Source organism: Croceibacterium mercuriale, from assembly GCF_000802385.1.
GTDB lineage: Bacteria > Pseudomonadota > Alphaproteobacteria > Sphingomonadales > Sphingomonadaceae > Croceibacterium > Croceibacterium mercuriale.
In genome coordinates, this window is the sequence record NZ_JTDN01000002.1 from 297,062 (window position 1) to 316,576 (window position 19,515).

Consider the following 19,515-nt stretch of genomic DNA (forward strand, 5'->3'; position numbering starts at 1 on the left):
TCTTTCAGAGCCAGCCCAGGATCCAGGTTGATGACCATTACCCCGCTGATGCCCGTGTATCCCAGATGCGCCGTGCGTCCGGTGCGCGGCGATCACTGTCACCTGATCGGTGAAGACGGCACGCGTTATCTCGACTTTGCAGCCGGCATCGCGGTCAATCTGCTGGGCCACTCCCATCCCGGCCTGATCGGCGCCATCCAGCAGCAGGCCGCCACGCTGATGCACGTGTCCAACCTGTATGGCAGCCCGCAAGGCGAGCGGCTGGCGCAGCGCCTGGTCGACCTGACCTTTGCCGACACCGTCTTCTTCACCAATTCCGGTGCCGAGGCGGTCGAATGTGCGATCAAGACTGCGCGCGCCTATCACCAGCATGGCGGCGACCCGAACCGGTTCGAGCTGATCACCTTCAACAATGCCTTTCACGGGCGCACCATGGCCACGATCAGCGCCTCTGATCAGGCCAAGATGCACAGCGGTTTCGCGCCGCTGCTACCAGGGTTCCGCTATGTCGAATTTGGAGATCTGCAAGCTGCGGCTGCAGCTATCGGACCCCAAACCGCCGGTTTCCTGGTAGAACCGATGCAGGGCGAAGGCGGCATCCGGCTGGCGTCGCAGCCGTTCCTGCAAGGATTGCGCGAACTGGCCGACGAGCACGATCTGATGCTGGTGCTGGACGAGGTCCAGACGGGCGTGGCCCGCACCGGGACCATGTACCTGCACGAACAGTTCGGCCTTCAGCCGGATATTCTCGCGACCGCCAAGGGAATCGGCGGGGGCTTTCCTCTCGGCGCCTGTCTGGCGACGGAGAAGGCGGCGCGCGGCATGACCTTCGGCACTCACGGCTCCACCTATGGCGGCAACCCGCTCGCCATGGCAGCGGGCAACGCCGTACTGGATGTAGTGAGCGACCCCGTCTTCCTTGAGCATGTGCGCACCTTGAGCGATCGGCTGAAGACACGCCTGAACCAGTTCATCGGCAACTATCCCGATCTGTTCGAGGAGGTCCGCGGCCGCGGCCTGATGCTCGGCCTGCGCCTCCGGACCGAACCGCGCGCCTTCATGCAGCATCTGCGTGACCATCATCAGCTCCTCACCGTCGCTGCGGGCGACAACACGCTGCGCCTGCTGCCCCCGCTGGTGATCGGTGATGCGGAGATCGAGGAATTCTTTGCCAAGCTGTCCGCCGGCGCCGCCAGCTTCCCGATGTCGCAGGTTGCCTGATGAGGTATCAGCACTTCCTCGATCTGAAGGATATCGATCCGACGGCGCTGCAGCGGATGGTCGCGGTTGCCGCCAACCGCAAGGATGCCCGGACCGGGCTGCCGAAGGGTGCCGCCGACCCCGATCGCCCGCTTGATGGCCACGTACTTGCCATGGTGTTCGAGAAAAGCTCCACCCGTACCCGGGTGAGCTTCGACGTCGCCATGCGCCAGCTCGGCGGCGCAGCCATCGTGCTGGACTCGTCCAGCACGCAGCTTGGCCGCGGCGAATCGATTGCCGACACGGCACGGGTGCTCAGCCGCATGGCGGATGCCATCATGATCCGCACCGATGATCATGCCAAGCTGCTGGAACTGGCGCATCATGCGACGGTGCCGGTGATCAACGGACTGACTGATCTTTCGCATCCGTGCCAGATCATGGCCGATCTGCTCACCTTGCACGAACGCGGCCGCTCCTTGGCTGGCTTGCAGGTCGCCTGGTTCGGCGATTGCAATAACGTGCTGCATTCCCTGATCGAGGCAGCAGGCCTGTTCCGCTTCGACCTGCGCATCGCCACGCCTGCCGGCTACCTGCCGAACGCGACAACCATCTCCGCGGCCCAGGCAGCCGGAGCAAACGTCACCGTTACCGCCGATCCGCTGACTGCCGCGCGCGAGGCGGACGTTCTGGTCACCGACACCTGGGTCTCGATGGGGCAGGCGCACCAGGAAGAAAAACTGGCAGCCCTCGCCCCGTTCCAGGTGAACGATGCACTGTTTGCCGTCGCGCGGCGGGACGCGGTGTTCCTGCATTGCCTGCCCGCCCATGTCGGCGAGGAAGTCAGCGTCGACGTGTTCGAAAGCACGCGATCGCTGGTGTTTGACGAGGCCGAGAACCGGATCCACGCGCAGAAGTCCGTACTCCTGTGGTGCCAAGGCCTGCTGAACTGATCACGGTGTGCGGTGCAAAGGCGGCCTTCCTGGCACCCTTTGCACCAGCCCCGCAGACCTTATATGGCCGCCATGCAAATCGAATTCACCGCCACTTATGATGTCGACCAGGTCCTGACCTTCAGCCTGCCCGACAAAAGCGTGCGGGGCCGGATCGCCCGTATCGGGCCTGCCCTGTCAGAAATCCTTCAGGCACACGACTATCCTCCCGTCATCCGCCTGCTGCTGTCGGAGGCGCTGGTCATCACTACCCTGATGGGCAGCCTGATCCAGAAAAGCAGCGGGCAGTTGACGATCCAGGCCCAGTCCACCTCCGGCGTGGTGGAACTGCTGGTGTGCGATTTCCTCGACTCGCGCGTGCGCGGCTATGTCCAGTTCCGTGACGATGCCATCCTGCAGCAGGATCGCCTGCCAGATCTCGCGCGCCTGTTCGGCGATGGTCGCCTGGTCGTGACCTTCGACATGGCCGCCAGCAAGGAACGTTACCAAGGCCTGGTCGAACTGCGCGGCGCCTCGATGACACAGGTCGTGCGCCAGTACTTCATCCAGAGCGAACAGATTCCCACCGTCCTGCAGACCGCCATCAACCTCGATGGCGACGAACCTGCCGCCGCCGGCATGCTACTGCAATATCTGCCCGATGGCGAGGAAGGCCGAACCCGGCTGGACACCCTGGACAGCGACTTTGGCTGGTCCTGCATCGCGCAGCTCGCCAGGACCACCGATGATCGCGACGATGCCTTGCTGGAGGAGCCCGGCCTGCGCTCCGCCCTGCGGCGCCTGTTCCCGGACGAGGACACCGTCATGGTGCACGAGACCACGGTGCTGCAGAAAGGCTGCCGGTGCTCGCTGGAGCATTACGACAGCATCCTGTCCCGCTTCTCCAAGGAAGATCGACGCGAGATGCAGAACGAGGACGGCGTCATCCTGGTCGATTGCGCCTTCTGCGCCCGCCAGTTCGCCATCCAGGACTGACCCGGATGAGCGACATGCCCAAGGCCGTGGTCCTGCTGTCCGGCGGGCTGGATTCGATGGTTGCCGCCGGCTTGGCCAGGCAGGGCGGCTATGCCGTCCATGCGCTGACCGTGGATTATAATCAACGGCACCGGGTAGAGCTGTCGGCGGCCGCCCGGATTGCACAAGAGCTGCAGGTTGCCGCGCATGTCGTGCTGCCGCTGGACCTGAGCCAGTTTGGCGGCTCCGCCCTGACCAGCGATATCGCAGTGCCCAAGACCGGGGCGAGCGGGGTGGATGACGATATTCCCGTCACCTACGTGCCCGCGCGCAACATGATATTCCTGTCGCTCGCCATGGGCTGGGCCGAAGCGCTGGGCGCCCGCGACATCTTCATCGGCGTCAATGCGCTGGATTATTCCGGCTATCCCGATTGCCGGCCGGAATTCATCAGCAGCTTCGTCGCCACGGCCAATCTGGCGACAAAGGCCGGGGTGGAAGGGCATGGCGTTACCATCCACACTCCGCTGCAGCACTGGGGCAAGGCCCGCATCGCGCAGGAGGCCGCTGCGCTCGGGCTCGATCCGGGCATGAGCTGGTCCTGCTACGATCCGACGCCTGATGGCATCGCCTGCGGCACCTGCGACAGCTGCCGCCTGCGCCGGAAGGGCTTTGCCGACGCGCAGCTGATCGACCCGACCCCTTACGCCGCCTGACCTGCCCGCGGCAGCAGGCCGGCATCGGTCAGCGCTGTGATCAGTTGGCCAACAGCCTTGCGCGCCTCGCTGTCCACGACCTCGCCACCCTGCGGCGCACGGACCGTGGCAGCTCCGCGCCAGCGACCATCGCAGTAACGCAGGTCCGCCCCGCTGGTCCGGTCATGGACGCGCAGGCCATCGCAAGGCGCGGCAAACAGCCAGGTGCCCGCCTGTCGGCATGCCAGCATGTCCGTCTGCCCCGCCCATGCGGACCCGGGCTCCGCCCCCACGATCCAGCAATCGCCGTCCGCCGCCTCGGCTGGCGGGGACGTCGCCGTGCCCAGCACCACGGGATGCAGCAGCGCATCCACGAGGGCATGCGCTTCGTTGACGAAGAACTCCTTCTGCACCTGCCCGGGGAAGATCAGCGGCAGGCCATGGCGTGCACTCGTCGCCGCAAAGTTCAGCAGGTCCGACATCGGTTTACTCCAGTCAAAGAATCATCAGCGGCACCGGGTCGGACAGGACATCCCCGCCGACCTCGCGCAGCCACAGCGGCTGCCCAGCATATCGCGCACTCAATTCGGCCAGCATGGCCGCAGTCAGCTCGAGCCGGGGCTCTTCGACCAGCCAGCTGCTCGCCGCTGTCCCGCCCGTTCCGATGCCGATCTGGTAACGCTGTGGCGTGGCAATGCCCGGCATGTCCGGCCACTCCCACGCGCCGCTGACACGCCGGGTCCAGCTGAACGCCAGGCCTCCATCGACCAGCCTGCGCTTGCGGGCATGCACCGGGGCAAGCGGCCGGACGGAGCCTTGCACATTGGCGAGCCCGGCCATCACCGGCTCATCATCCAGCAGGCCGATCGCGGCCACCTGCATGTCCGCCCCGGTTGCCATGCGGCTCATGTCCATCGGCACCAGCGTATCGTCCAGCAGCACGAACCGGCTTCCTGCAGCATGCCCACTACCGGCCGCCCGCTCCGTGCCACCACGGCCGCGCAACAGCCCGCGCAGACGCCAGCGTCCCGCCTCCAGCCGGCTGGCTGTGACGAACTGCACCACTTCGTCGCCGATCATTGCCCGATTGGCCCCGCCAGCCAGTGCATCGGCGGCCACGCTACCCAGCCAAAGATCGGCCGGGATCGCCACCTCCAGTTCGGCCCCGCGCTCCAGCAGCACTCCGGGCGAAGGCGGCAGCGGTGTCACCAGCCGTCCCACGGTGCTGCGTGGCCGCTGTGCATGGCCGGCGAGCACCAGATTGCCGTCCTGCTCCCCGTACAGGGTAGCACCCGCCCAGCCTACGCTCTCGGACGACACCGCAGCATGGATCTGCCAGGCGGAAACCCCGACGGATGCCGGTGGCAGTTCCAGAGCGGCCAGGATCGTGGACCCTCCGACCAGATCCGGCTGGGGCAAGGCGGAACCGGCATCGGCCGTTACGCCGTGGGTCAGCATTGTCGGCACCTGGCTCAGCTCCAGCGCCACGCCATGCGCATCCAGTTCCCAGCTTTCCACCAGCCAGTCCCCGGTGCGTCCTGGCATCCGCACGATGGCGCCGGGCACGATCGCCGGGTCCAGCTCGGCCGAACGCCAGCTTGCACGAACGCTGCGCGCACGCGCACACTGCGCCAGACGGCTCGCCAGCAGGCGTGCATTCCCGGCATCCAGCACCCCGGGAAAATCCAGCAGCGCATGGCTGCCGGGCAGCGCCCCGGTGCCGAGTTGCGTGCCGATCTGATAGTCGCGAGCACGATCGAAATAGCGGATGCCCGCCGGCATCGCCGCAGTTGCGGTCCGCCGCGCCTGCCCAGTAACGATCAGACCCTCATCCCCCGCGGCACGGTCGATCACCGCCGCTTCCGGCAGCACCAGCGTTGCGTCCTGACCGTGTGCTGCTATCTCCAGCCGATCGCCAAGCCGGTATGACAGCGGGTAAAGGGCATCGAACTCCGTCAGCTGCCCGGACAGACCGCCGCCGCCATCGCTCCAGCCCGACAGCCCTTGCAGCGGCCGGATGGCATTTGCGCCGGTCGGCGCCACCATCTCGGCCAGCGAGACATCGCCCTGGTCAGCAATAACCTCAAAGGTCAGCGCAGGGATGCGATTGCCGAAGGATGCGAGTTGCAGCCCTTCGAATACGCAATAGGCCAGTCCGCGAAAAGCCGGACATGCCGGGCCGATATCCGCCGCGATCAGCGGATCCGGCTGCTGGTCACCATGCCCGCGATACACGCGCAGGGCCCCGGCGACCTTCAGGTCGCCGGCCGCGCCGCGCAGCAGGTGCCCGTCCGCCCAGATCCGCCCGAGCCCGACGATCGGCCGACTCGACAGCGCCACGGCCAGGGACGCGGCATAGCTGTAGCCGGTGGTGGACGGCCGGCCCTTGCCGCCGCCCAATGTTTCGCTCTGTTCGATCAGGTCCGTCGCCCAGATGATCGTGCCGGTCGACCTCACCTGCCCGAAATGTCGCGCGATCGGCTGGCCATAGGCGGATGTCGTGGCGGTCAGATCCTGCAGCCGCGATCCCCCATTCGCTGCCGGCGTCGCCATCGAGTGATCGAGCTGCTGCCCCAGAATCGCGCCGGCCGCGCCGCCCAACGGGCCGCCCACGGCCGTGCCGAGTGCGGTGAGAACCAGAGTAGCCATGATGATGAACCTGTCAGGTTAAAGGCGCCAGTGACGCACGATCGTCCAGTCCGGCGGAACGGGGCTGCCAACCACCCGGCGCAGCGCGGCATGGGCATGCACGATCTGCCCGCAAGGCAGCGCGATCGCTGCATGCCATTGCGCAGGCCCCGTACGGAACACCAGCACATCGCCGGCCTCGCTGCGTCCGTCCACCGCGCGCAGGCCCTGCCCCGTCGCCAGGCGATCAAAGGGCGTCAGTTGCGTGCGGCGCATGGAATAGGGCGGCAGGGGCGGCGCTGTGCGGCCGGTCACCGCCAGCGCCGCCAGGACCACGCCCACGCAGTCCAGCCCGGTCTGCGGGTCACGACCATTCAGCTTGAAGCGTGCACCGATCAGGTCGGCGGCGGCGGCGGCAATCCTGTCGCCACTCACCGCATCATCCCTGCATGGCGGGTAACCAGATCGTTGCCGGGGAGGAACGGCTCGCCGCGGAAGTTCACCGCATTGGCGAAGCGTGCGTGGCAGGCGGCGATCGTCCGGTCGCAGCCTTCGCGCAGGATCACCCCGGTCCCCGGCGGCGCCTCAGCCATGGCAGGCTGGTCCACCAGCACCGCGCCATCCTCCACGCCGACGACCGGCATGATCTCGCCTGCATGCGGCCCGTCGACCCAGCGCAGCCAGCCGCCGGCAAGCCGGTCCGCATCCGCCTCGCCGGCCAGCACGATCCGGCCCGCTTCCGCATCGCACGTCACGATGCGGGCTTCGTGGGTGAACCGTGCAGGCGACAGGTTGCAGCCCGGTCCGCAGAACTCCGCGCGGCAGGTCGGGCTGGTCCTCGGTACCAGGTCGACATCCAGCAGCGCCTTGGCGCCCTGCAACTCCACCTGGAACGTACCACCGGCCTGCACCGCCTCGCCCAGGCAGCCGCGGAACAGCACTTCCCGCTCCAGCGTTTCCCAATCCACCAGCCCGATGACGAAGGATGCGCCATCGAACCGGCCCGCCGCCAGCGCATCTCCGCACAGGCCGGACGCGCACAGCGCCCCGGCCACCTCGGCGCTGTCGGGTGACAGGTCGCGTGTGCGGCGGATCGCGCTCGGCACCATGCCGGGGCTCGCCTGATGCCGCACTCCGTCGAAGCACAGGTCGCGATCATGGTTGGTCAGACCCACCGTCACGCCATCGCGCCGCTCGATGCGCCAGAACGTGGCCACGCCCTCCAGCTCGGTGGCAAAGAACCTGCGCATCATGTCGCCTCCCGCACTTCGACCAGCGGCACCGATGGCGCCTCGCCAGCGGCGAAGGCCGCACCCACGATGTCCAGCCGGTCGCTGGCAAAGCGCACCGGCACGTCGAACAGGAAGCCGGCCCGCACCTCGGCACCCGCCGGTGGCGCCGTTTGCAGCACCAGCCAGCCGCCCGGCTCCAGCCGCCAGCCATCGACCGCCACGCCGCCCACGCTGACGGCCACGCTGCCGGTCACCGGCCGAGTGATCACCCTTTGCTGCGCCTCCGGCCCGGCATAGCTCTTCACCAGTCGGAACCGTGCCGTCTTGCCGTCACCCATGCCGATCGGCTGGTCGAATGGCGTCGGCACGCCGGTCATGCCGTTGGTGCTGTGATCGAAGGGATCGCGCAGCCGGAAGCCACGCGCCGCTCCACGCCGTGCCCGGAAGAAGGCGATCAGCGTGCCCAGCTCCGCGTCGGAGCGGATACCGGAGCCGACATCGAAATGCAGCCGTGCGTCCTGCCAGTGGCTCGCCCGCCGTTCATGGCCCGATGCCGTCAGCGACACGGAGGTGGAGAACTCCGCGCTGACCCCCGCATCCTGGCCCAGCGGCAGCGGGTATGGCAGATCGTCGAAAGCCTGCATGTCGTCCTCCTCCGCAGGCCGCAGCCGCGTGTAACCGTCCCGAGTGATCTGCGGCACGGCCCAGACGAACCGCCGCGGCACGCCGCGCAGCCGCGCCTCGTCCACGCCCTGGTCGATCTGCGGCCATTGCACCGCCGCATCCTCGGCCCGCAACACGAAGCCGGCCAGATAGTCCTGTGCCGCCAGCGGGTAGGCCAGCCGTTCGGCCACCGCGTCGTAGGCGACCAGCCGATCGGCCTCGTGCCCGTCGGTCAGCCAGTCGTAATCTTCCAGCTGCAGCCGGTCGAAGGCCGGCCAGGCCCAGCCGACCGGACAGTTCGCCCGCCGCAGTTCCGGCTGTGCGTCGGCCAGGATCGTCGGGGTGAACAGCAGCAGCATCACCTCCGCCGCACCGCCAGCGGCATCCCGCACCGCATCGCGCAGGGCCAGGGTCGATGCCGCCAGTGTCTCGCCGGCACGGTCCAGCACCGCCACCTGCTCCGCCGTCAGCGGCTTGCGCAGATCGGTGATCGCCGGCGCCGCATCGCTGAAGGCGGCGCGGGCGGCGGCATCGTACAGCGCCACGCGCCCGTCCGGCAGCGCCCACCACCATGGCTCGCCGATCTGGAACGATACCGGCAGGTCGGCCGCCCTCATCACCGCGACCACGCGCCGCGCCGCCGCCCGGAGCCACGCCATGGCTGAGCCGTTCGCCGGGGACAGCAGCGCCGAAGGCGGGCTCCACCCGGTCAGCCCCGGCGCGCCGTCAGCGAACCGCTGCTGCCAGTCCGGCGGGCAATGCGCCGCCAGCACTTCATAGGACAGGGAAGCGATCGGCGCGAAGTCTATCGCCTTGCACCGCGCGAAGAAATCGCGATGCCATGCCTCGGCGCAGGCGCTCAGCGCCCCGTCACCCGCCACCAGCAGCGCGCCGCCCGCATCCGGCACGAGCCGGAAGAAGTGGCTCATGCCCATGTAGTGGACCAGCGGCCCACGATAGCCGAGCGCCCGCACCCCGCGCAGCAATCGCGCCGGCGTCAGGTTGTAGCAATCGTCATAGGCACTGCACGCATGCTCGCCATGCGGCGGCAGCATGACATCGCCGATCTGCACCAGCGGCCGGTCGCCGGTGCAGCTGATCCCGCTCAGCTCCACCCAGCCCTCCGCCCGTTCCGGCAGCAGGCCCGTATCTGCCGGGTCATAGCCTGGCGGCACCAGCGTGATGAACATCCGCTCGATTGCCTGCGGATGGATCGCCGGCGCATCCGCCTCCGGCGCCCACCCGTCGCGCAGTGCCGAGAAAGGCAGCGTCACGACCGCATCGTCGGGCGCCCCCTCCGCATGGTTCCACAGCCGCACATGCCAGGTGACCTCCGCCCCATCCGCATCGCGTCCTTCGATCACCAGGGTCGGCCCGTGCACCGCATCCAGCGGCAACACACCCGCACTGCGCCAGCGGAAGCTGAGCGTGGTGCGCGCATAATCCCTGTCGGTGGCATAGCCGGTCAGCGGATGGTCGTACCGGTCCGTGCTGTCCCAGATCAGCCCGATCAACGCGTCGCGATGATGGAACTCGGTCGTCACGCGCAAAGCATCGGGTGCTGTCGTGACGATGCTCGCCATCACCGGACGCGGGAAATCCACCGTCCAGAACCGGGGATCGAACCGCTGCACCCAGTCGGTGCGCTGCCCGTTGCGCTGCTCAGCCAGCCAGAATGCCATGGTGAAACGTCCTTCGTGTCAGATATCGCGCAAGGACCGCCGGATCGAACTGGCGACCTGCCGCGAAGACCGGCGCAACGCGGCCGGGGCATCGCCGCCGCCATGCGGCTGCTGCAACTGGATGGAGACGCGCACTTCGCGCGGGGCCGTGGCGGCCGGCTCGATCCGGCCGGCGGCGGTCGGCACGAACACCTCCGGCCCTCTCTCCCCCACCCAGTAGGGGCGCCCCGGCGCGACCGGTCCGCCGGTGGCGCGCCCCGGCAGGCCGAGCAGCGCCCCGGCGACGCCCGCCAGCAGGCCAGTCATGCCGCCCTGGCCGCTGCCACCACCGGAGACGCCGCCCAGTGCCGCGCCGATGCCGCGCTGCATCGCGCCGGCGGCGATCTCGTCAATCGCGCCCAGGGCCACGCGCTTCAGCTCGTCGAAGCCCAGGCTGCCGCGGCGGATCGCGCCCAGCAATCCGCGCTCCAGCCGCGCACCGGCCTCCTCGCCCGCCACGCCCAGCGCGCTGTCCAGCGTGCCACGCAGGCTGTCCAGGTCGGCCCGCAGGCCGCTGGTATTGGCACGCACGTCGATCATCAGCGTCTCGATCTCATCATCCATGACCATCGCGCTCCATCAGGCGGTTCAGTTCGGCGCGGCTCAGGCCATCGCCCGTGCCGGCCAGCTCAGGCGGGTGCAGGATGGCGGCCACTTCCGCCGGGGTGGCGGACCAGAAATCATCCGGCCGCCACCCCACCATCGCCGGGATCACCCCGGCCAGTCGCGCGGCCCGATCCATGAAGCAGGGGCACTCAGCCACCCTGCAGGATCTGCCGCAGCAACATGCCCAGGGGCCTGGCGCATCCCGCCAGCCCCTGCGCCACGACTGCCTGGCCGACCGCCTCCCGCGAAATCGTCGGTCGATCGGCCAGGCAATGCCAGAACAATGCCACCATCTCCTCAAGGCGCAGCGCGCCCGCGCCCGCCCGCTCGACCAGCGCGAACAGCGAACCGAGCTCCTCTTCGGCCGCGACCAGCGCGGCAAAGCTCGGGCGCAGCAGCCGTGCCTCGCCGGCGATCACCAGCGAGGCTTCGCCACGTACGGGGTTGGAGAAGGAGGCGGCAGTCACGCGGGCACCACCGCGCCACTGCTTTCCAGCTGCAGCGTGTAGTTGCGCTCGCCATTGAAATCGCCGGCATAGTCCAGCCGCTGCACCAGGAACTGGCCACGCAGCTTCTCGCCGTCCTCGAACGACAGCTCGTAAGGCGCAACCGTGCCGGCCAGCGCATGGGCACGGATCGCGCCTTCCGCCTCGCTGCCCAGGAAGATGCCTGCCGCGCTGACGGAGACGTGACGCGATCCGGCGCCGGACAGCAGGTCGCGCCACCCGCCCGACTGCTTGTGCGTCACCACCACGGCGTCGCCGCTGATGGACAGCTGCGTGGTGCGCAGGCCCGCCACCGTGCGATACTCGCTTGCGTCGCCATCCGCGCCGATCTTCAGCAGGAAGGCGGAACCCTTCTGTGCACTCATGGTCAAACTCCTCGGAAAAGATGCGGTCAGGCAGTGGCCAGGATGCGGAACCGGTACTCCAGCAGCACCGCCCGGCCGTGCCGCGCCCGCTGCGCGGCCCGCGCCCGCAGGAAGGCGATGCCGGCCACGTGGAAGCCGGGCTGGCGACGCGGCAGGCCTTCGACGCAGGCCTCGATCGCGGCGACGATCGCCGCAGCTTCCGCCGGGTCGTCGCCGCGGGTCAGGTATTCCAGCGTCAGCCGTACCTCGCGGCCACGTTCGGTCTTGGTGCTCCAGTCGGTGCTGGCGCTCGCCGTCACGCCGATCCACGGCACGCTGGCCTGCACCGGGTGCTCCTCGGCCACGATGTTCACGGCGGGGGCCAGCACCGCATCCGCGCGCAGCCAGTCGATCAGCGCGATGCGCAACAGGCTTTCCATCCGGCTCTCCTGTCAGTTGTGATCTGCGGTCAGAGGCCGCAGCGATCTTGGCTCCAGCGGTGCGGACCGGCTGTGCCGGTCGCGCACCAGGCTTTCGGCCCGGGCCAGCGCGATCCGCTCCGCCTTGGTCGCCAGTCGTTCCAGGGCGGCTTCCGCGCCGCTCATGCCAGCCGCATCCGGCGCCAGGGCTGCCACAGCGCCACCACGCAGGCGGGCGGCGCAGTACGCGCGGTTATCGTTCCGCGCTGTTCGTACTGGTCGGCCGCCAGTCGCACGATGCCATGGCGCAACGTTGCCGGCAGGCTGGCCCACTCAGCGGCCAGGCCGGCGGTGAACGCCACCCGCAGCGCACCGTTGCCGGTCCGCTCCGGAACACGCACGCGCCCGCCGCCATCCGCCAGCAGGTCGACGGCGTATTCGGCGGCAGGCAGATCGCGCCAGGCGCCTGCCGGATCGCGCCGGGCGAGGCTGCGGATCGCCTGCACCGGGCGGGTGCGCAACACCTGCCAAGTCGGCGCCGGTGCCAGCACTTCGGTGCATTCGGCCACCAGTGGCATCAGCCCGGTAAAGGCCTCGCACATGTCCAGCGCCGCCTGCAGCAGCGTGAGCAGACCGGGGTCGTCGCGCGTGGTGGTGATCGCGAGCCAGGATTTGAGCTCGCTGAGAGCCGCGCCCGCCATGTCGGCCGGCGTGACGATTGCCCGCTGCATGGCGGTCTCCATGTCTATAGGAATGGGGACCGGCCGGATGCGCGCGGGTTGCCCCTGCACGCGTCCGGCCGGCAGCGGCTTACGCCTCGATGCGCAGCAGCTTGATCGCGTTCGTATCCAGCACCTGGCCGCCGACGCGCTTGGTGGCATAGAAGTGGACGAACGGCTTGTTGGTGAACGGATCGCGCAGGATGCTGGTCGCGGTCCGCTCGGTGATCAGATACCCGGCCTGGAAATTGCCGAAGGCGATCGGGAATTCGCCGATATCGATGTCCGGCATGTCCTCCGCCTCGATCACCGGATAGCCCAGCAACCGGTCGGGCTGTCCGTCCGACAGGCCGGGCTGCCAGATGAAGGCGCCGTCGGCCGTCTTCAGCTTGCGGATATCGGCCAGCGTGCGGCTGTTCATCAGCCAGCACGCGCCCTGTCGCAGGCTGGCACGCAGCGCATGGACCATGTCCACCAGCTTCAGGTCGGGACCGGTGTCGAACCCGTCATCCGCGCCGGACGTCAGGTACTGCAACTCGCCGAACGGGCGCATATCGTCACCCTTCGTGCTGGTCGGCACGCGCAGGATGCCCAGTGGCTGATCCACGCCTGTCCCGTTCACGAAGGCCGCGCCTTCGGCCCGCGCGAATTCCACCGCGATCTCGCCCGTCAGCCAGCTTTCCAGGTCGAATGCCGCATCGTCCAGCATGGTCTGGCTCGCCGCCGGATTGGCATACAGCTCGCCACTGGGCGGGTTGATTTCCTTGAAGCTGGACGTGTCGGTGCCCGGCCGCGGCGCCAGTTCGCTGACCCAGCCGCTCGCCGCGCCGCCGGTGCTCACCAGCTTGCGATAGCCGGCGCTGCCGACCTGCACCACCTGCGCCACCTGGCGGATCGGGCTGATCGCCTTCACCGTGGCGGCGATCGCAACGTCCACTTCGGCCGGCACGGCAAAGCCGCCTTCCGGGCCGGTCAGGCTGTTCATGCCCTTCAGCTCGGTCTCGCGGCCCTGCCGCAGATAGCCGTCGACGAAGCCCTTGACCTCGACCGTGCGGTCGCCGCCCGCGGCCAGCGCCACGCGCGACACGCCGGCCCGGCCGATGCGCGCGATCCGCGCCTTGGCTTCGTCCAGCGCGGTCCGCAGCTGGGCGATCGCTTCATCGGTGCGGTCCTGCCGCGCGACGATGTCAAAGGACGCGGCCAGCACGTCCTGCTCGGTTTCGGGGTTCATGGGGCATGTGCCTTTCGCTTGCATGAAAAACCCGCCGGCACCGGGGGTGCAGGCGGGAAATGTATTCTCTCGGGGGATGGCCCAGGGGCCGGGACGATCCGCTGTCCCGACCCCGTCAGCCTGCCGGCGCTCAGGCGGCGATGGCGCGCACTTCGTCTTCCTCGTCGACGGAGCCCATCGGCTCGTTCGGCGGGCAGTCGTGCACGACAGCGCCCATCTCGCGGCCCATCTCGCTCAGTCCGCCATGGACGCGGGCCAGGTCGCCACCGGCGGCCAGCAGGGTCTGCTGCGACTTGATCAGGCGCAGCAGGACTTCGTGGCCGGTGAACGGACCGGTCTCCTCAATGTCCTGCCGGGCGCTCAGCAGCGTGGCGAACAGCGTGTTGTGCTTCATCAGCGCTTCGTCCAGCGCGGCCTCGGCGGCGCGCAGGTCACGGGTGATGCGCAGGCCGGCGACGGGGAGGGTCATGGTCATGGCAAGGTCTCCGTAAGAACCGGGCGATGCCCGGCAGGGGGTTGGAACAGGGAAACAGTTGGGGGGCAGGCACCATGTGCCGGTCCGGCAGGGGGGAACCGGACCGGCACATGGCGATGTCGACGGATTCACCCGATCAGGTGAACCCGCGCTCCCGGCTGGAGCGGTCGGGTGACGAGGCTGACTTCGAACAGGTCGATGTCCTCCAGCAGCCGTCCGGCCGGAAAGGGGGAAAAGGCACGCGCGAAGTAGCCGAAGGACAGCCCGCTCACCGTACGGCTGCGCAGCTCCGCCGCGGCCCGGCTGGCGGCGTTGTCGATCGCGGCGATCACGCGCAGCCCGCGTGCATCTTCCGCCAGCATCTCGACCGTGCCGATCCGCTGGTGTGGCCGGTGCTGCCAGTACAGCGGCACCGGATCCCGCCGTTCCGCCAGCGTGCGGGCGAAGGCACCGGGACGGATCACGTCACGCGCGCCATCCGGGATGTCGAACAGCGCGGCATAGCCGGCGAAGCGGACGGGGGTCGCGGCGCGCCTCATCTCAGCATCTCCGGCACGTTCAGCCGCACGGCGATGCCGATCAGCAGCAGGGCCATGGCACCGCGCACCAGCCATTCGATCACCGCCTTCCACACGCTGGACTTGGCCGCGCGCCACGCGCTCAGCAGATCGCGCAACTCGTCGATGTCGCCCTGCGCCCGGTCATCGCCCAGGTTCAGCCGCTGCAGCACGCGCTCGGCGCCCAGCTCGCTGGCTTCCTCCACGATCGCGCGCAGCGTCACCAGGTCGGTGCCCTGCCCGCCGGCCTGGGCGATCAGCCCGGCCAGCATGTCCTCGCGCCGCGTCATCATGGCTGTGACCCCCCGGCACGCGGCGGCAGGCCCAGCAGGCTGCGCTTCTCGTCCGCATCCAGGAAGTCGGCGCCGCTCACCTGCGTCCACAGGCGCTCGCGATCCTCCGCCAGCGCCGGCACCCGGTCCAGATCGACCGCCAGACTCAGTTGCGGGAACCACGGGGCGAGCCCTTCGGCCAGTCCGGCCAGGATCTTGCCCGCCAGCGGCAGCAGCGTCAGCCGCCACAACGCCTTGCTGGCCTCGCGATAATTGGCGTAGGTATTGTCACCCGGCAGGCCCAGCAGCATCGGCGGCACGCCGAATGCCAGCGCGATGTCCCGTGCCGCCGCCGCCTTCAGCTCGGCGAAATCCATCTCCGCGGGGGACAGCGACAGGCTCTGCCATTGCAACCCGCCCTCCAGCAGCATCGGCCGTCCGGCATTGTTGCTGCCGGAAAAGGCGCTCGCCAGTTCCTCCTTCAACCGGTCGAACTGATCGGGGCTGAGCCCGGCGGAATCGCCATTGGCATAGACCAGCGCGCCCGATGGCCGGGCCGCATTCTCCAGCAGCGCCCGGTTCCACGCCGCCGCGGCATTGTGGATCTGCACCGCCTGCTCGGCGGCGGACAGGCAGCCGGCGCCGTAATGGTCGTCGGTCGGATGGAAGCTCTTCAGGTGGATCACCGCGGGCCAGCCATCGGCATCCTCCACCGGCAGCCGCACCGTGCTGCCGCCGACCTGATAGTCATAGGCGACCGGCCAGCCATCCGTGCCGGCGATCACCGCGATCCGCTCGGGCCGCAGCGCAAACAGCTCCGTCGGCAGGCCGCTCTCGTCGCGCATCACCTGCACGAAGGCGTTGCCATGCAGCACCAGCTGCGCGGCCAGCGTTTCCAGCAGCGACTGCCCGGCCGAATGCGCCTCTATCAGGCGGCGGGCCCGCGGATCGCCGACCGTCAGCGGCGCGGCGCCGACGCCATCGGCGACGATCCGCACCGCGCGCTGCGCCACCGGATTGTCCAGGAACGCCTCGCGCACCCCGCGGCGATATTCAAAGCCGACCCGGGTCGGCTGCGCGCCCAAGGCCAGCGCATATGGCGGCACGAAGCCATGCGCCAGCGGCACGCGCGATCCCCCGCCCGCCTTGAAGGCGGTGCGCAGGCTTTCGAAAAGAGACATGGCTCTGATCCTTGTGGCAAAGAAAAACCGGCGCCTTCCTGCTGGAAGGGCCGGCTCGTTCGGTCTCGTCTATGGGCCGGACCGGCTACATCCGCGTGATGCGCGGTCCCGGCTTCTGCAGCAGCATCAGCTCGTGCATCGCCCACACCAGGGCATCCGCCCGGTCGGGGCTGCGGCCCGGCCCCTCATAGGTGCCGCCGGCCAGTATCCCGCACAGCTGGTCCTCCAGCTGCGGGAAACTGCCGACATGATGCACCTTGTTCGCTTCGTACAAGGCGGCGACCGGCTCTGCCCGGGCGACCTTGCTGCGGCTGGCATGGACCAGCTGCACCGGCATGTGGAAGTCGGCAGCCCGCAGGACGCTGGCCACCATGTCGCCGCCCTGATTGGATTCCGCCACCACCCGGTCGGCCTTCCAGTGGGCCACGGCGTCGGCAACGGCCCGCGCCCACCGCTCCGGGCTGGGCTGCGGGACGCTGGCATCGGCCAGCACCACGGCACGTTTCGATTCCGTCAGGCCTGCCACCACGATACCGCACTCGTCGCCCCGCGCGCTGGCCGGCGGGTCCACCGCCACCACCACGCGCACGATCGGTTCGGCCGCCACCGCGACCCGCTGGCGCTCGAGCAGCGCCCGGTTCCACAGCGCGCCTTCCACCTCCGCCAGCAGCTCGCCATCCATTTCCTGGCGACCCAGCGTGGTGCCGCCATATTGTTCGGTGATGGTCTGCAGGAAACTCGGGGGCAGGTTGTGGGCATTGTCCTGCGTCCGCCCGCGGGTCAGCACGCCGCCGGCCTTGCTCGCCTGGTTCACCAGGCGCCGCACCAGCGGCACCGCCCGTGGGGTGGTGGTCGCCACCACCTGCGGGTTCACGCCCAGCCGCAGGCCGAGCTGCAGATTGTCCCACGCCATGATCGCGCGCTCCGCCGAATTGTCCCACTTGCCGATCTCGTCACACCAGGCGTGGGAATGTTGCGGCCCGCGCAGGCTGTCCGGCTCCCCGGCCGAATACAGATAGGCCTGCGCTCCGTTCGGGAAGCTGATCCGCCGCAACGACGATTCGAACTGCGGCATCGGCCAGTGCGGCGGGCAACAGGCCAGCAGGCCGTTGTCGCCCTCCACCATCATGGAGCGGACCTCCGGCAGGTTGGCGCCGATCAGCGCGATCCGTGCATTGGGATCGTTGCCGGCCACCTGCCGCACCCATTCGGCGCCAGCCCGGCTCTTGCCGAACCCGCGCCCGGCCATGATCAGCCACAGCCGCCAGTTGCCCGGCGGCGTCAGCTGCTCCGCCCGGGCATGCAGACGCCAGTGATACAGCAGCATCGTGCGCTGGCACGGGTCGAACCCGGCCAGCAGCGTATCGAACTCCTCGTTGCTCAGCGCGCGCCAGTGATCCTTGCGCTCCCGCTCGGCGCGATCGTCAGGCGCGCTCATCGCTCACCTGCAACGCCGCCGCGGCTGCGGCCAGCGCGGCATGATCCTGTTCGCGCCGGGCGCGAAAGGCATCCAGCCGCGCATCGATCGAAGCGATCACGTCGGCCTCCGTGCCATATTCCGAATGCCCCCGCCCCTCCGCCTGCTGCCGCTGGCGGTGGGCGGACAGAATGCGGAAGCCGGTTGCGATGTCGAACTTGCGCTTGGCGCCCGTCTCGTCCTGCTCCTCGATGCGGCCGCTGCGCAGGCGGTACAGCAGGTCCAGCTCCAGCCGGTCATATCCTTCGTTCAGCGCGTCCTGCCACAGGGCGGCAAAGCCGGCGTCGTCGCGACGCAGCTTGTGAACATGCTCCAGGCTGATGCCGGCCATGTCGGCAGCCTGCTCCACGCTCGAAGTGTCGCTCAGCGCGGTCAGGAACCTGGCCTGCCAGCGGGGCGTCGTGCTTGTGCGGCGCGCGTCCTGCGCGCCGTCTCCGGCTCGTGTCATGCAGCAACCCTTTGTTTGGGGTAGATCGAGGATCAGGCGAAACCGGTGGAGACGTGCGGCCCGCGGCAGGGCCGTTCCGAATCGGTCTTTCGCGATGTTCCTCTTCACTAACCAAACAGCGTGACGATGTCAACACTAAATAACCGTTTTGGTTCTCTGTGGCTGCGTGACAACCGGGCAGGCGCTACCAGGCCCAGTCCGGATCGGTGGTGAAGGTGATCGTCAGCCACAGGTTGGGGCTGTCATTTCCGAACGCCTCGCCGATCCAGTCGCGCAGGGCGTCCCATTCCTCCAGCCGCTTGGCAGGCTGGTTCGTCGGCACCACGAAGTTCAGCTCGACCTGCATCCCACGCCCGACCCGCGCGACAAAGGCGTGGTAGGAGATGAATCCCAGCCGTTCCACGGTCATCCGGGCGATGCTGTCGACCTCCTCCTTCAGGTCCGGCGGGGTCACCAGCAGGATCTCCGACAAGGCCCGTCGCACGGTGGCAAACGGCACGGGAATGATCACGAGGCAGATCAGCACCAGCGCCGCCGGATCGACATAAGGCACCAGCCAGGCGTGGCGCGTATCCTCCACCACGCTCCCGACCAGAAATGCCACGAACAGCGCGCCGCCCAGCGCGGCGCTCATCATCCACGCCCGGGCATCCAGCGCCACGAGGTCGGACCGGATATCACGGTTCCGCCGCGTGACGATGACCGCCATGACCACGTCCAGCACCGTGCCCAGACCGGCGTAGATGATCGCCAGGTCGAAGGCGAGCGCACGCCCGCCCGCCAGGATCACGCCCACCGCATTCAGCAAGGCATAGATCGCCGCCCCGCTCAGCAGCACCCCGTTCAGGCCCAGCACGATCGGTTCCAGGTGCCAGAACCCGAAGGTGAACCTCTGGCTGAAATTGCGTCCGGTCGCATCGGCCGCATTCGACGCCGCGATCAGCTTGGCCACCAGCAGCGCCAGCATCGTCATCGCCGCATCGACGATGCCGTACACGCCTTCGAACAGGATGGCGGAGGATCCTGCCACCAGTCCGACCAGCACGCCTGCGGCGGCGCTGACGATCGTCGCCGTGATCGATATCCGCAGCAGGCTCTGTTCGGTGTGCATGACGATGGGTCAACTTGATCGCGGGACGCCACCCTATACCGGCGGGTGGCGAGACTGCCACGCATCATGCGTCGGTCAGGTTTGCCATTGACCGACCCGGGACACGACGAACTGCGGACCGCG

The 19,515-nt window shown here is 68.7% G+C and carries 24 protein-coding genes; 4 read left to right on the forward strand and 20 right to left on the reverse strand.

What is annotated here, in order from left to right:
- The first annotated feature begins 30 nt into the window (after window positions 1–30).
- From PK98_RS11095 to queC, 4 genes are all read left to right on the forward strand, one after another.
- The gene (locus tag PK98_RS11095; RefSeq protein ID WP_039096981.1) at window positions 31–1,221 is read left to right on the forward strand and encodes an aspartate aminotransferase family protein; all 1,191 of its coding nucleotides are present in this window, start codon (window positions 31–33) and stop codon (window positions 1,219–1,221) included.
- On the forward strand, window positions 1,221–2,153 hold the full coding sequence (gene argF, locus PK98_RS11100) for an ornithine carbamoyltransferase (RefSeq protein WP_039096982.1): 933 nt from the start codon (window positions 1,221–1,223) through the stop codon (window positions 2,151–2,153). Before PK98_RS11095 ends, argF begins: the two co-directional genes overlap by 1 nt.
- Before the next feature lie 72 nt (window positions 2,154–2,225).
- A complete protein-coding gene (gene hslO, locus PK98_RS11105; RefSeq protein WP_039097591.1) occupies window positions 2,226–3,128 on the forward strand; it encodes an Hsp33 family molecular chaperone HslO in 903 nt (300 codons plus the stop codon).
- A gap of 5 nt (window positions 3,129–3,133) precedes the next feature.
- A complete protein-coding gene (gene queC, locus PK98_RS11110) occupies window positions 3,134–3,823 on the forward strand; it encodes a 7-cyano-7-deazaguanine synthase QueC (RefSeq protein WP_039096983.1) in 690 nt (229 codons plus the stop codon).
- Here the strand turns inward: queC and PK98_RS11115 are convergent.
- From PK98_RS11115 to PK98_RS11205, 20 genes are all read right to left on the reverse strand, one after another.
- Window positions 3,811–4,284, reverse strand: coding sequence for a DUF2793 domain-containing protein (locus PK98_RS11115; RefSeq protein WP_039096984.1), 474 nt, complete (start codon window positions 4,282–4,284; stop codon window positions 3,811–3,813). The genes queC and PK98_RS11115 overlap by 13 nt on opposite strands.
- Window positions 4,285–4,297: 13 nt before the next feature.
- Window positions 4,298–6,451, reverse strand: a complete 2,154-nt coding sequence (locus PK98_RS11120) for a phage tail protein (protein WP_039096985.1) — start codon at window positions 6,449–6,451, stop codon at window positions 4,298–4,300.
- An 18-nt stretch (window positions 6,452–6,469) separates the two neighbouring features.
- Complete coding sequence (locus PK98_RS11125) at window positions 6,470–6,865, reverse strand: NlpC/P60 family protein (protein ID WP_039096986.1); 396 nt, start codon at window positions 6,863–6,865, stop codon at window positions 6,470–6,472.
- A complete protein-coding gene (locus PK98_RS11130) occupies window positions 6,862–7,683 on the reverse strand; it encodes a DUF2163 domain-containing protein (protein WP_039096987.1) in 822 nt (273 codons plus the stop codon). Before PK98_RS11130 ends, PK98_RS11125 begins: the two co-directional genes overlap by 4 nt.
- A complete protein-coding gene (locus PK98_RS11135; protein ID WP_039096988.1) occupies window positions 7,680–10,007 on the reverse strand; it encodes a DUF2460 domain-containing protein in 2,328 nt (775 codons plus the stop codon). Before PK98_RS11135 ends, PK98_RS11130 begins: the two co-directional genes overlap by 4 nt.
- An 18-nt stretch (window positions 10,008–10,025) precedes the next feature.
- Window positions 10,026–10,610 carry a hypothetical protein gene (locus PK98_RS11140; protein WP_039096989.1) on the reverse strand — a complete coding sequence of 195 codons (585 nt, stop codon included), beginning with the start codon at window positions 10,608–10,610 and terminating at the stop codon, window positions 10,026–10,028.
- Window positions 10,603–10,809 (reverse strand): phage tail assembly chaperone, encoded by a 207-nt coding sequence (locus PK98_RS11145; RefSeq protein ID WP_407637623.1) that lies wholly within the window; start codon window positions 10,807–10,809, stop codon window positions 10,603–10,605. The genes PK98_RS11140 and PK98_RS11145 overlap by 8 nt, the downstream gene beginning before the upstream one ends.
- On the reverse strand, window positions 10,802–11,119 hold the full coding sequence (locus PK98_RS11150) for a gene transfer agent family protein (RefSeq protein ID WP_039096991.1): 318 nt from the start codon (window positions 11,117–11,119) through the stop codon (window positions 10,802–10,804). Before PK98_RS11150 ends, PK98_RS11145 begins: the two co-directional genes overlap by 8 nt.
- Window positions 11,116–11,523 (reverse strand): phage tail tube protein, encoded by a 408-nt coding sequence (locus PK98_RS11155; RefSeq protein ID WP_039096992.1) that lies wholly within the window; start codon window positions 11,521–11,523, stop codon window positions 11,116–11,118. The genes PK98_RS11150 and PK98_RS11155 overlap by 4 nt, the downstream gene beginning before the upstream one ends.
- Before the next feature lie 26 nt (window positions 11,524–11,549).
- Window positions 11,550–11,942: a tail completion protein gp17 gene (gp17, locus tag PK98_RS11160; RefSeq protein ID WP_039096993.1), complete on the reverse strand. Its 393-nt coding sequence runs from the start codon at window positions 11,940–11,942 to the stop codon at window positions 11,550–11,552.
- A gap of 12 nt (window positions 11,943–11,954) precedes the next feature.
- On the reverse strand, window positions 11,955–12,107 hold the full coding sequence (locus PK98_RS17080; protein WP_161792435.1) for a hypothetical protein: 153 nt from the start codon (window positions 12,105–12,107) through the stop codon (window positions 11,955–11,957).
- Window positions 12,104–12,652, reverse strand: coding sequence for a head-tail connector protein (locus tag PK98_RS11165; RefSeq protein ID WP_039097592.1), 549 nt, complete (start codon window positions 12,650–12,652; stop codon window positions 12,104–12,106). The genes PK98_RS17080 and PK98_RS11165 overlap by 4 nt, the downstream gene beginning before the upstream one ends.
- Before the next feature lie 79 nt (window positions 12,653–12,731).
- Complete coding sequence (locus PK98_RS11170) at window positions 12,732–13,871, reverse strand: phage major capsid protein (RefSeq protein ID WP_039096995.1); 1,140 nt, start codon at window positions 13,869–13,871, stop codon at window positions 12,732–12,734.
- 130 nt (window positions 13,872–14,001) lie between these two features.
- Entirely contained in the window at window positions 14,002–14,346 is a 345-nt protein-coding gene (locus tag PK98_RS11175) for a hypothetical protein (protein WP_052208562.1), read from the reverse strand.
- 128 nt (window positions 14,347–14,474) lie between these two features.
- Complete coding sequence (locus PK98_RS11180; RefSeq protein WP_039096996.1) at window positions 14,475–14,885, reverse strand: HK97 family phage prohead protease; 411 nt, start codon at window positions 14,883–14,885, stop codon at window positions 14,475–14,477.
- The gene (locus PK98_RS11185) at window positions 14,882–15,196 is read right to left on the reverse strand and encodes a DUF6127 family protein (protein ID WP_407637624.1); all 315 of its coding nucleotides are present in this window, start codon (window positions 15,194–15,196) and stop codon (window positions 14,882–14,884) included. The genes PK98_RS11180 and PK98_RS11185 overlap by 4 nt, the downstream gene beginning before the upstream one ends.
- The gene (locus PK98_RS11190) at window positions 15,193–16,356 is read right to left on the reverse strand and encodes a phage portal protein (RefSeq protein ID WP_039096997.1); all 1,164 of its coding nucleotides are present in this window, start codon (window positions 16,354–16,356) and stop codon (window positions 15,193–15,195) included. The genes PK98_RS11185 and PK98_RS11190 overlap by 4 nt, the downstream gene beginning before the upstream one ends.
- A gap of 85 nt (window positions 16,357–16,441) precedes the next feature.
- Window positions 16,442–17,794, reverse strand: a complete 1,353-nt coding sequence (locus tag PK98_RS11195; protein ID WP_235425492.1) for a DNA-packaging protein — start codon at window positions 17,792–17,794, stop codon at window positions 16,442–16,444.
- The gene (locus tag PK98_RS11200) at window positions 17,781–18,281 is read right to left on the reverse strand and encodes a hypothetical protein (protein ID WP_052208564.1); all 501 of its coding nucleotides are present in this window, start codon (window positions 18,279–18,281) and stop codon (window positions 17,781–17,783) included. Before PK98_RS11200 ends, PK98_RS11195 begins: the two co-directional genes overlap by 14 nt.
- Before the next feature lie 184 nt (window positions 18,282–18,465).
- The gene (locus PK98_RS11205; protein ID WP_039096998.1) at window positions 18,466–19,392 is read right to left on the reverse strand and encodes a cation diffusion facilitator family transporter; all 927 of its coding nucleotides are present in this window, start codon (window positions 19,390–19,392) and stop codon (window positions 18,466–18,468) included.
- Window positions 19,393–19,515 lie beyond the last annotated feature (123 nt).

Excerpts from the sequence above, each read along its gene's own strand:
- PK98_RS11195 (WP_235425492.1), bottom strand. The coding sequence starts at position 17,794 with ATGAGCGCGCCTGACGATCGCGCCGAGCGGGAGCGCAAGGATCACTGG.
- PK98_RS11205 (WP_039096998.1), bottom strand. The coding sequence starts at position 19,392 with ATGCACACCGAACAGAGCCTGCTGCGGATATCGATCACGGCGACGATC.
- PK98_RS11190 (WP_039096997.1), bottom strand. The coding sequence starts at position 16,356 with ATGTCTCTTTTCGAAAGCCTGCGCACCGCCTTCAAGGCGGGCGGGGGA.
- PK98_RS11155 (WP_039096992.1), bottom strand. The coding sequence starts at position 11,523 with ATGAGTGCACAGAAGGGTTCCGCCTTCCTGCTGAAGATCGGCGCGGAT.
- PK98_RS17080 (WP_161792435.1), bottom strand. The coding sequence starts at position 12,107 with ATGAGCGGCGCGGAAGCCGCCCTGGAACGACTGGCGACCAAGGCGGAG.
- queC (WP_039096983.1), top strand. The coding sequence starts at position 3,134 with ATGAGCGACATGCCCAAGGCCGTGGTCCTGCTGTCCGGCGGGCTGGAT.
- PK98_RS11165 (WP_039097592.1), bottom strand. The coding sequence starts at position 12,652 with ATGCAGCGGGCAATCGTCACGCCGGCCGACATGGCGGGCGCGGCTCTC.
- argF (WP_039096982.1), top strand. The coding sequence starts at position 1,221 with ATGAGGTATCAGCACTTCCTCGATCTGAAGGATATCGATCCGACGGCG.
- PK98_RS11130 (WP_039096987.1), bottom strand. The coding sequence starts at position 7,683 with ATGATGCGCAGGTTCTTTGCCACCGAGCTGGAGGGCGTGGCCACGTTC.
- PK98_RS11175 (WP_052208562.1), bottom strand. The coding sequence starts at position 14,346 with ATGACCATGACCCTCCCCGTCGCCGGCCTGCGCATCACCCGTGACCTG.
- PK98_RS11140 (WP_039096989.1), bottom strand. The coding sequence starts at position 10,610 with ATGGATGATGAGATCGAGACGCTGATGATCGACGTGCGTGCCAATACC.
- gp17 (WP_039096993.1), bottom strand. The coding sequence starts at position 11,942 with ATGGAAAGCCTGTTGCGCATCGCGCTGATCGACTGGCTGCGCGCGGAT.
- PK98_RS11135 (WP_039096988.1), bottom strand. The coding sequence starts at position 10,007 with ATGGCATTCTGGCTGGCTGAGCAGCGCAACGGGCAGCGCACCGACTGG.
- PK98_RS11200 (WP_052208564.1), bottom strand. The coding sequence starts at position 18,281 with ATGACACGAGCCGGAGACGGCGCGCAGGACGCGCGCCGCACAAGCACG.
- PK98_RS11095 (WP_039096981.1), top strand. The coding sequence starts at position 31 with ATGACCATTACCCCGCTGATGCCCGTGTATCCCAGATGCGCCGTGCGT.
- PK98_RS11185 (WP_407637624.1), bottom strand. The coding sequence starts at position 15,196 with ATGATGACGCGGCGCGAGGACATGCTGGCCGGGCTGATCGCCCAGGCC.
- PK98_RS11120 (WP_039096985.1), bottom strand. The coding sequence starts at position 6,451 with ATGGCTACTCTGGTTCTCACCGCACTCGGCACGGCCGTGGGCGGCCCG.
- PK98_RS11170 (WP_039096995.1), bottom strand. The coding sequence starts at position 13,871 with ATGAACCCCGAAACCGAGCAGGACGTGCTGGCCGCGTCCTTTGACATC.
- PK98_RS11115 (WP_039096984.1), bottom strand. The coding sequence starts at position 4,284 with ATGTCGGACCTGCTGAACTTTGCGGCGACGAGTGCACGCCATGGCCTG.
- hslO (WP_039097591.1), top strand. The coding sequence starts at position 2,226 with ATGCAAATCGAATTCACCGCCACTTATGATGTCGACCAGGTCCTGACC.
- PK98_RS11180 (WP_039096996.1), bottom strand. The coding sequence starts at position 14,885 with ATGAGGCGCGCCGCGACCCCCGTCCGCTTCGCCGGCTATGCCGCGCTG.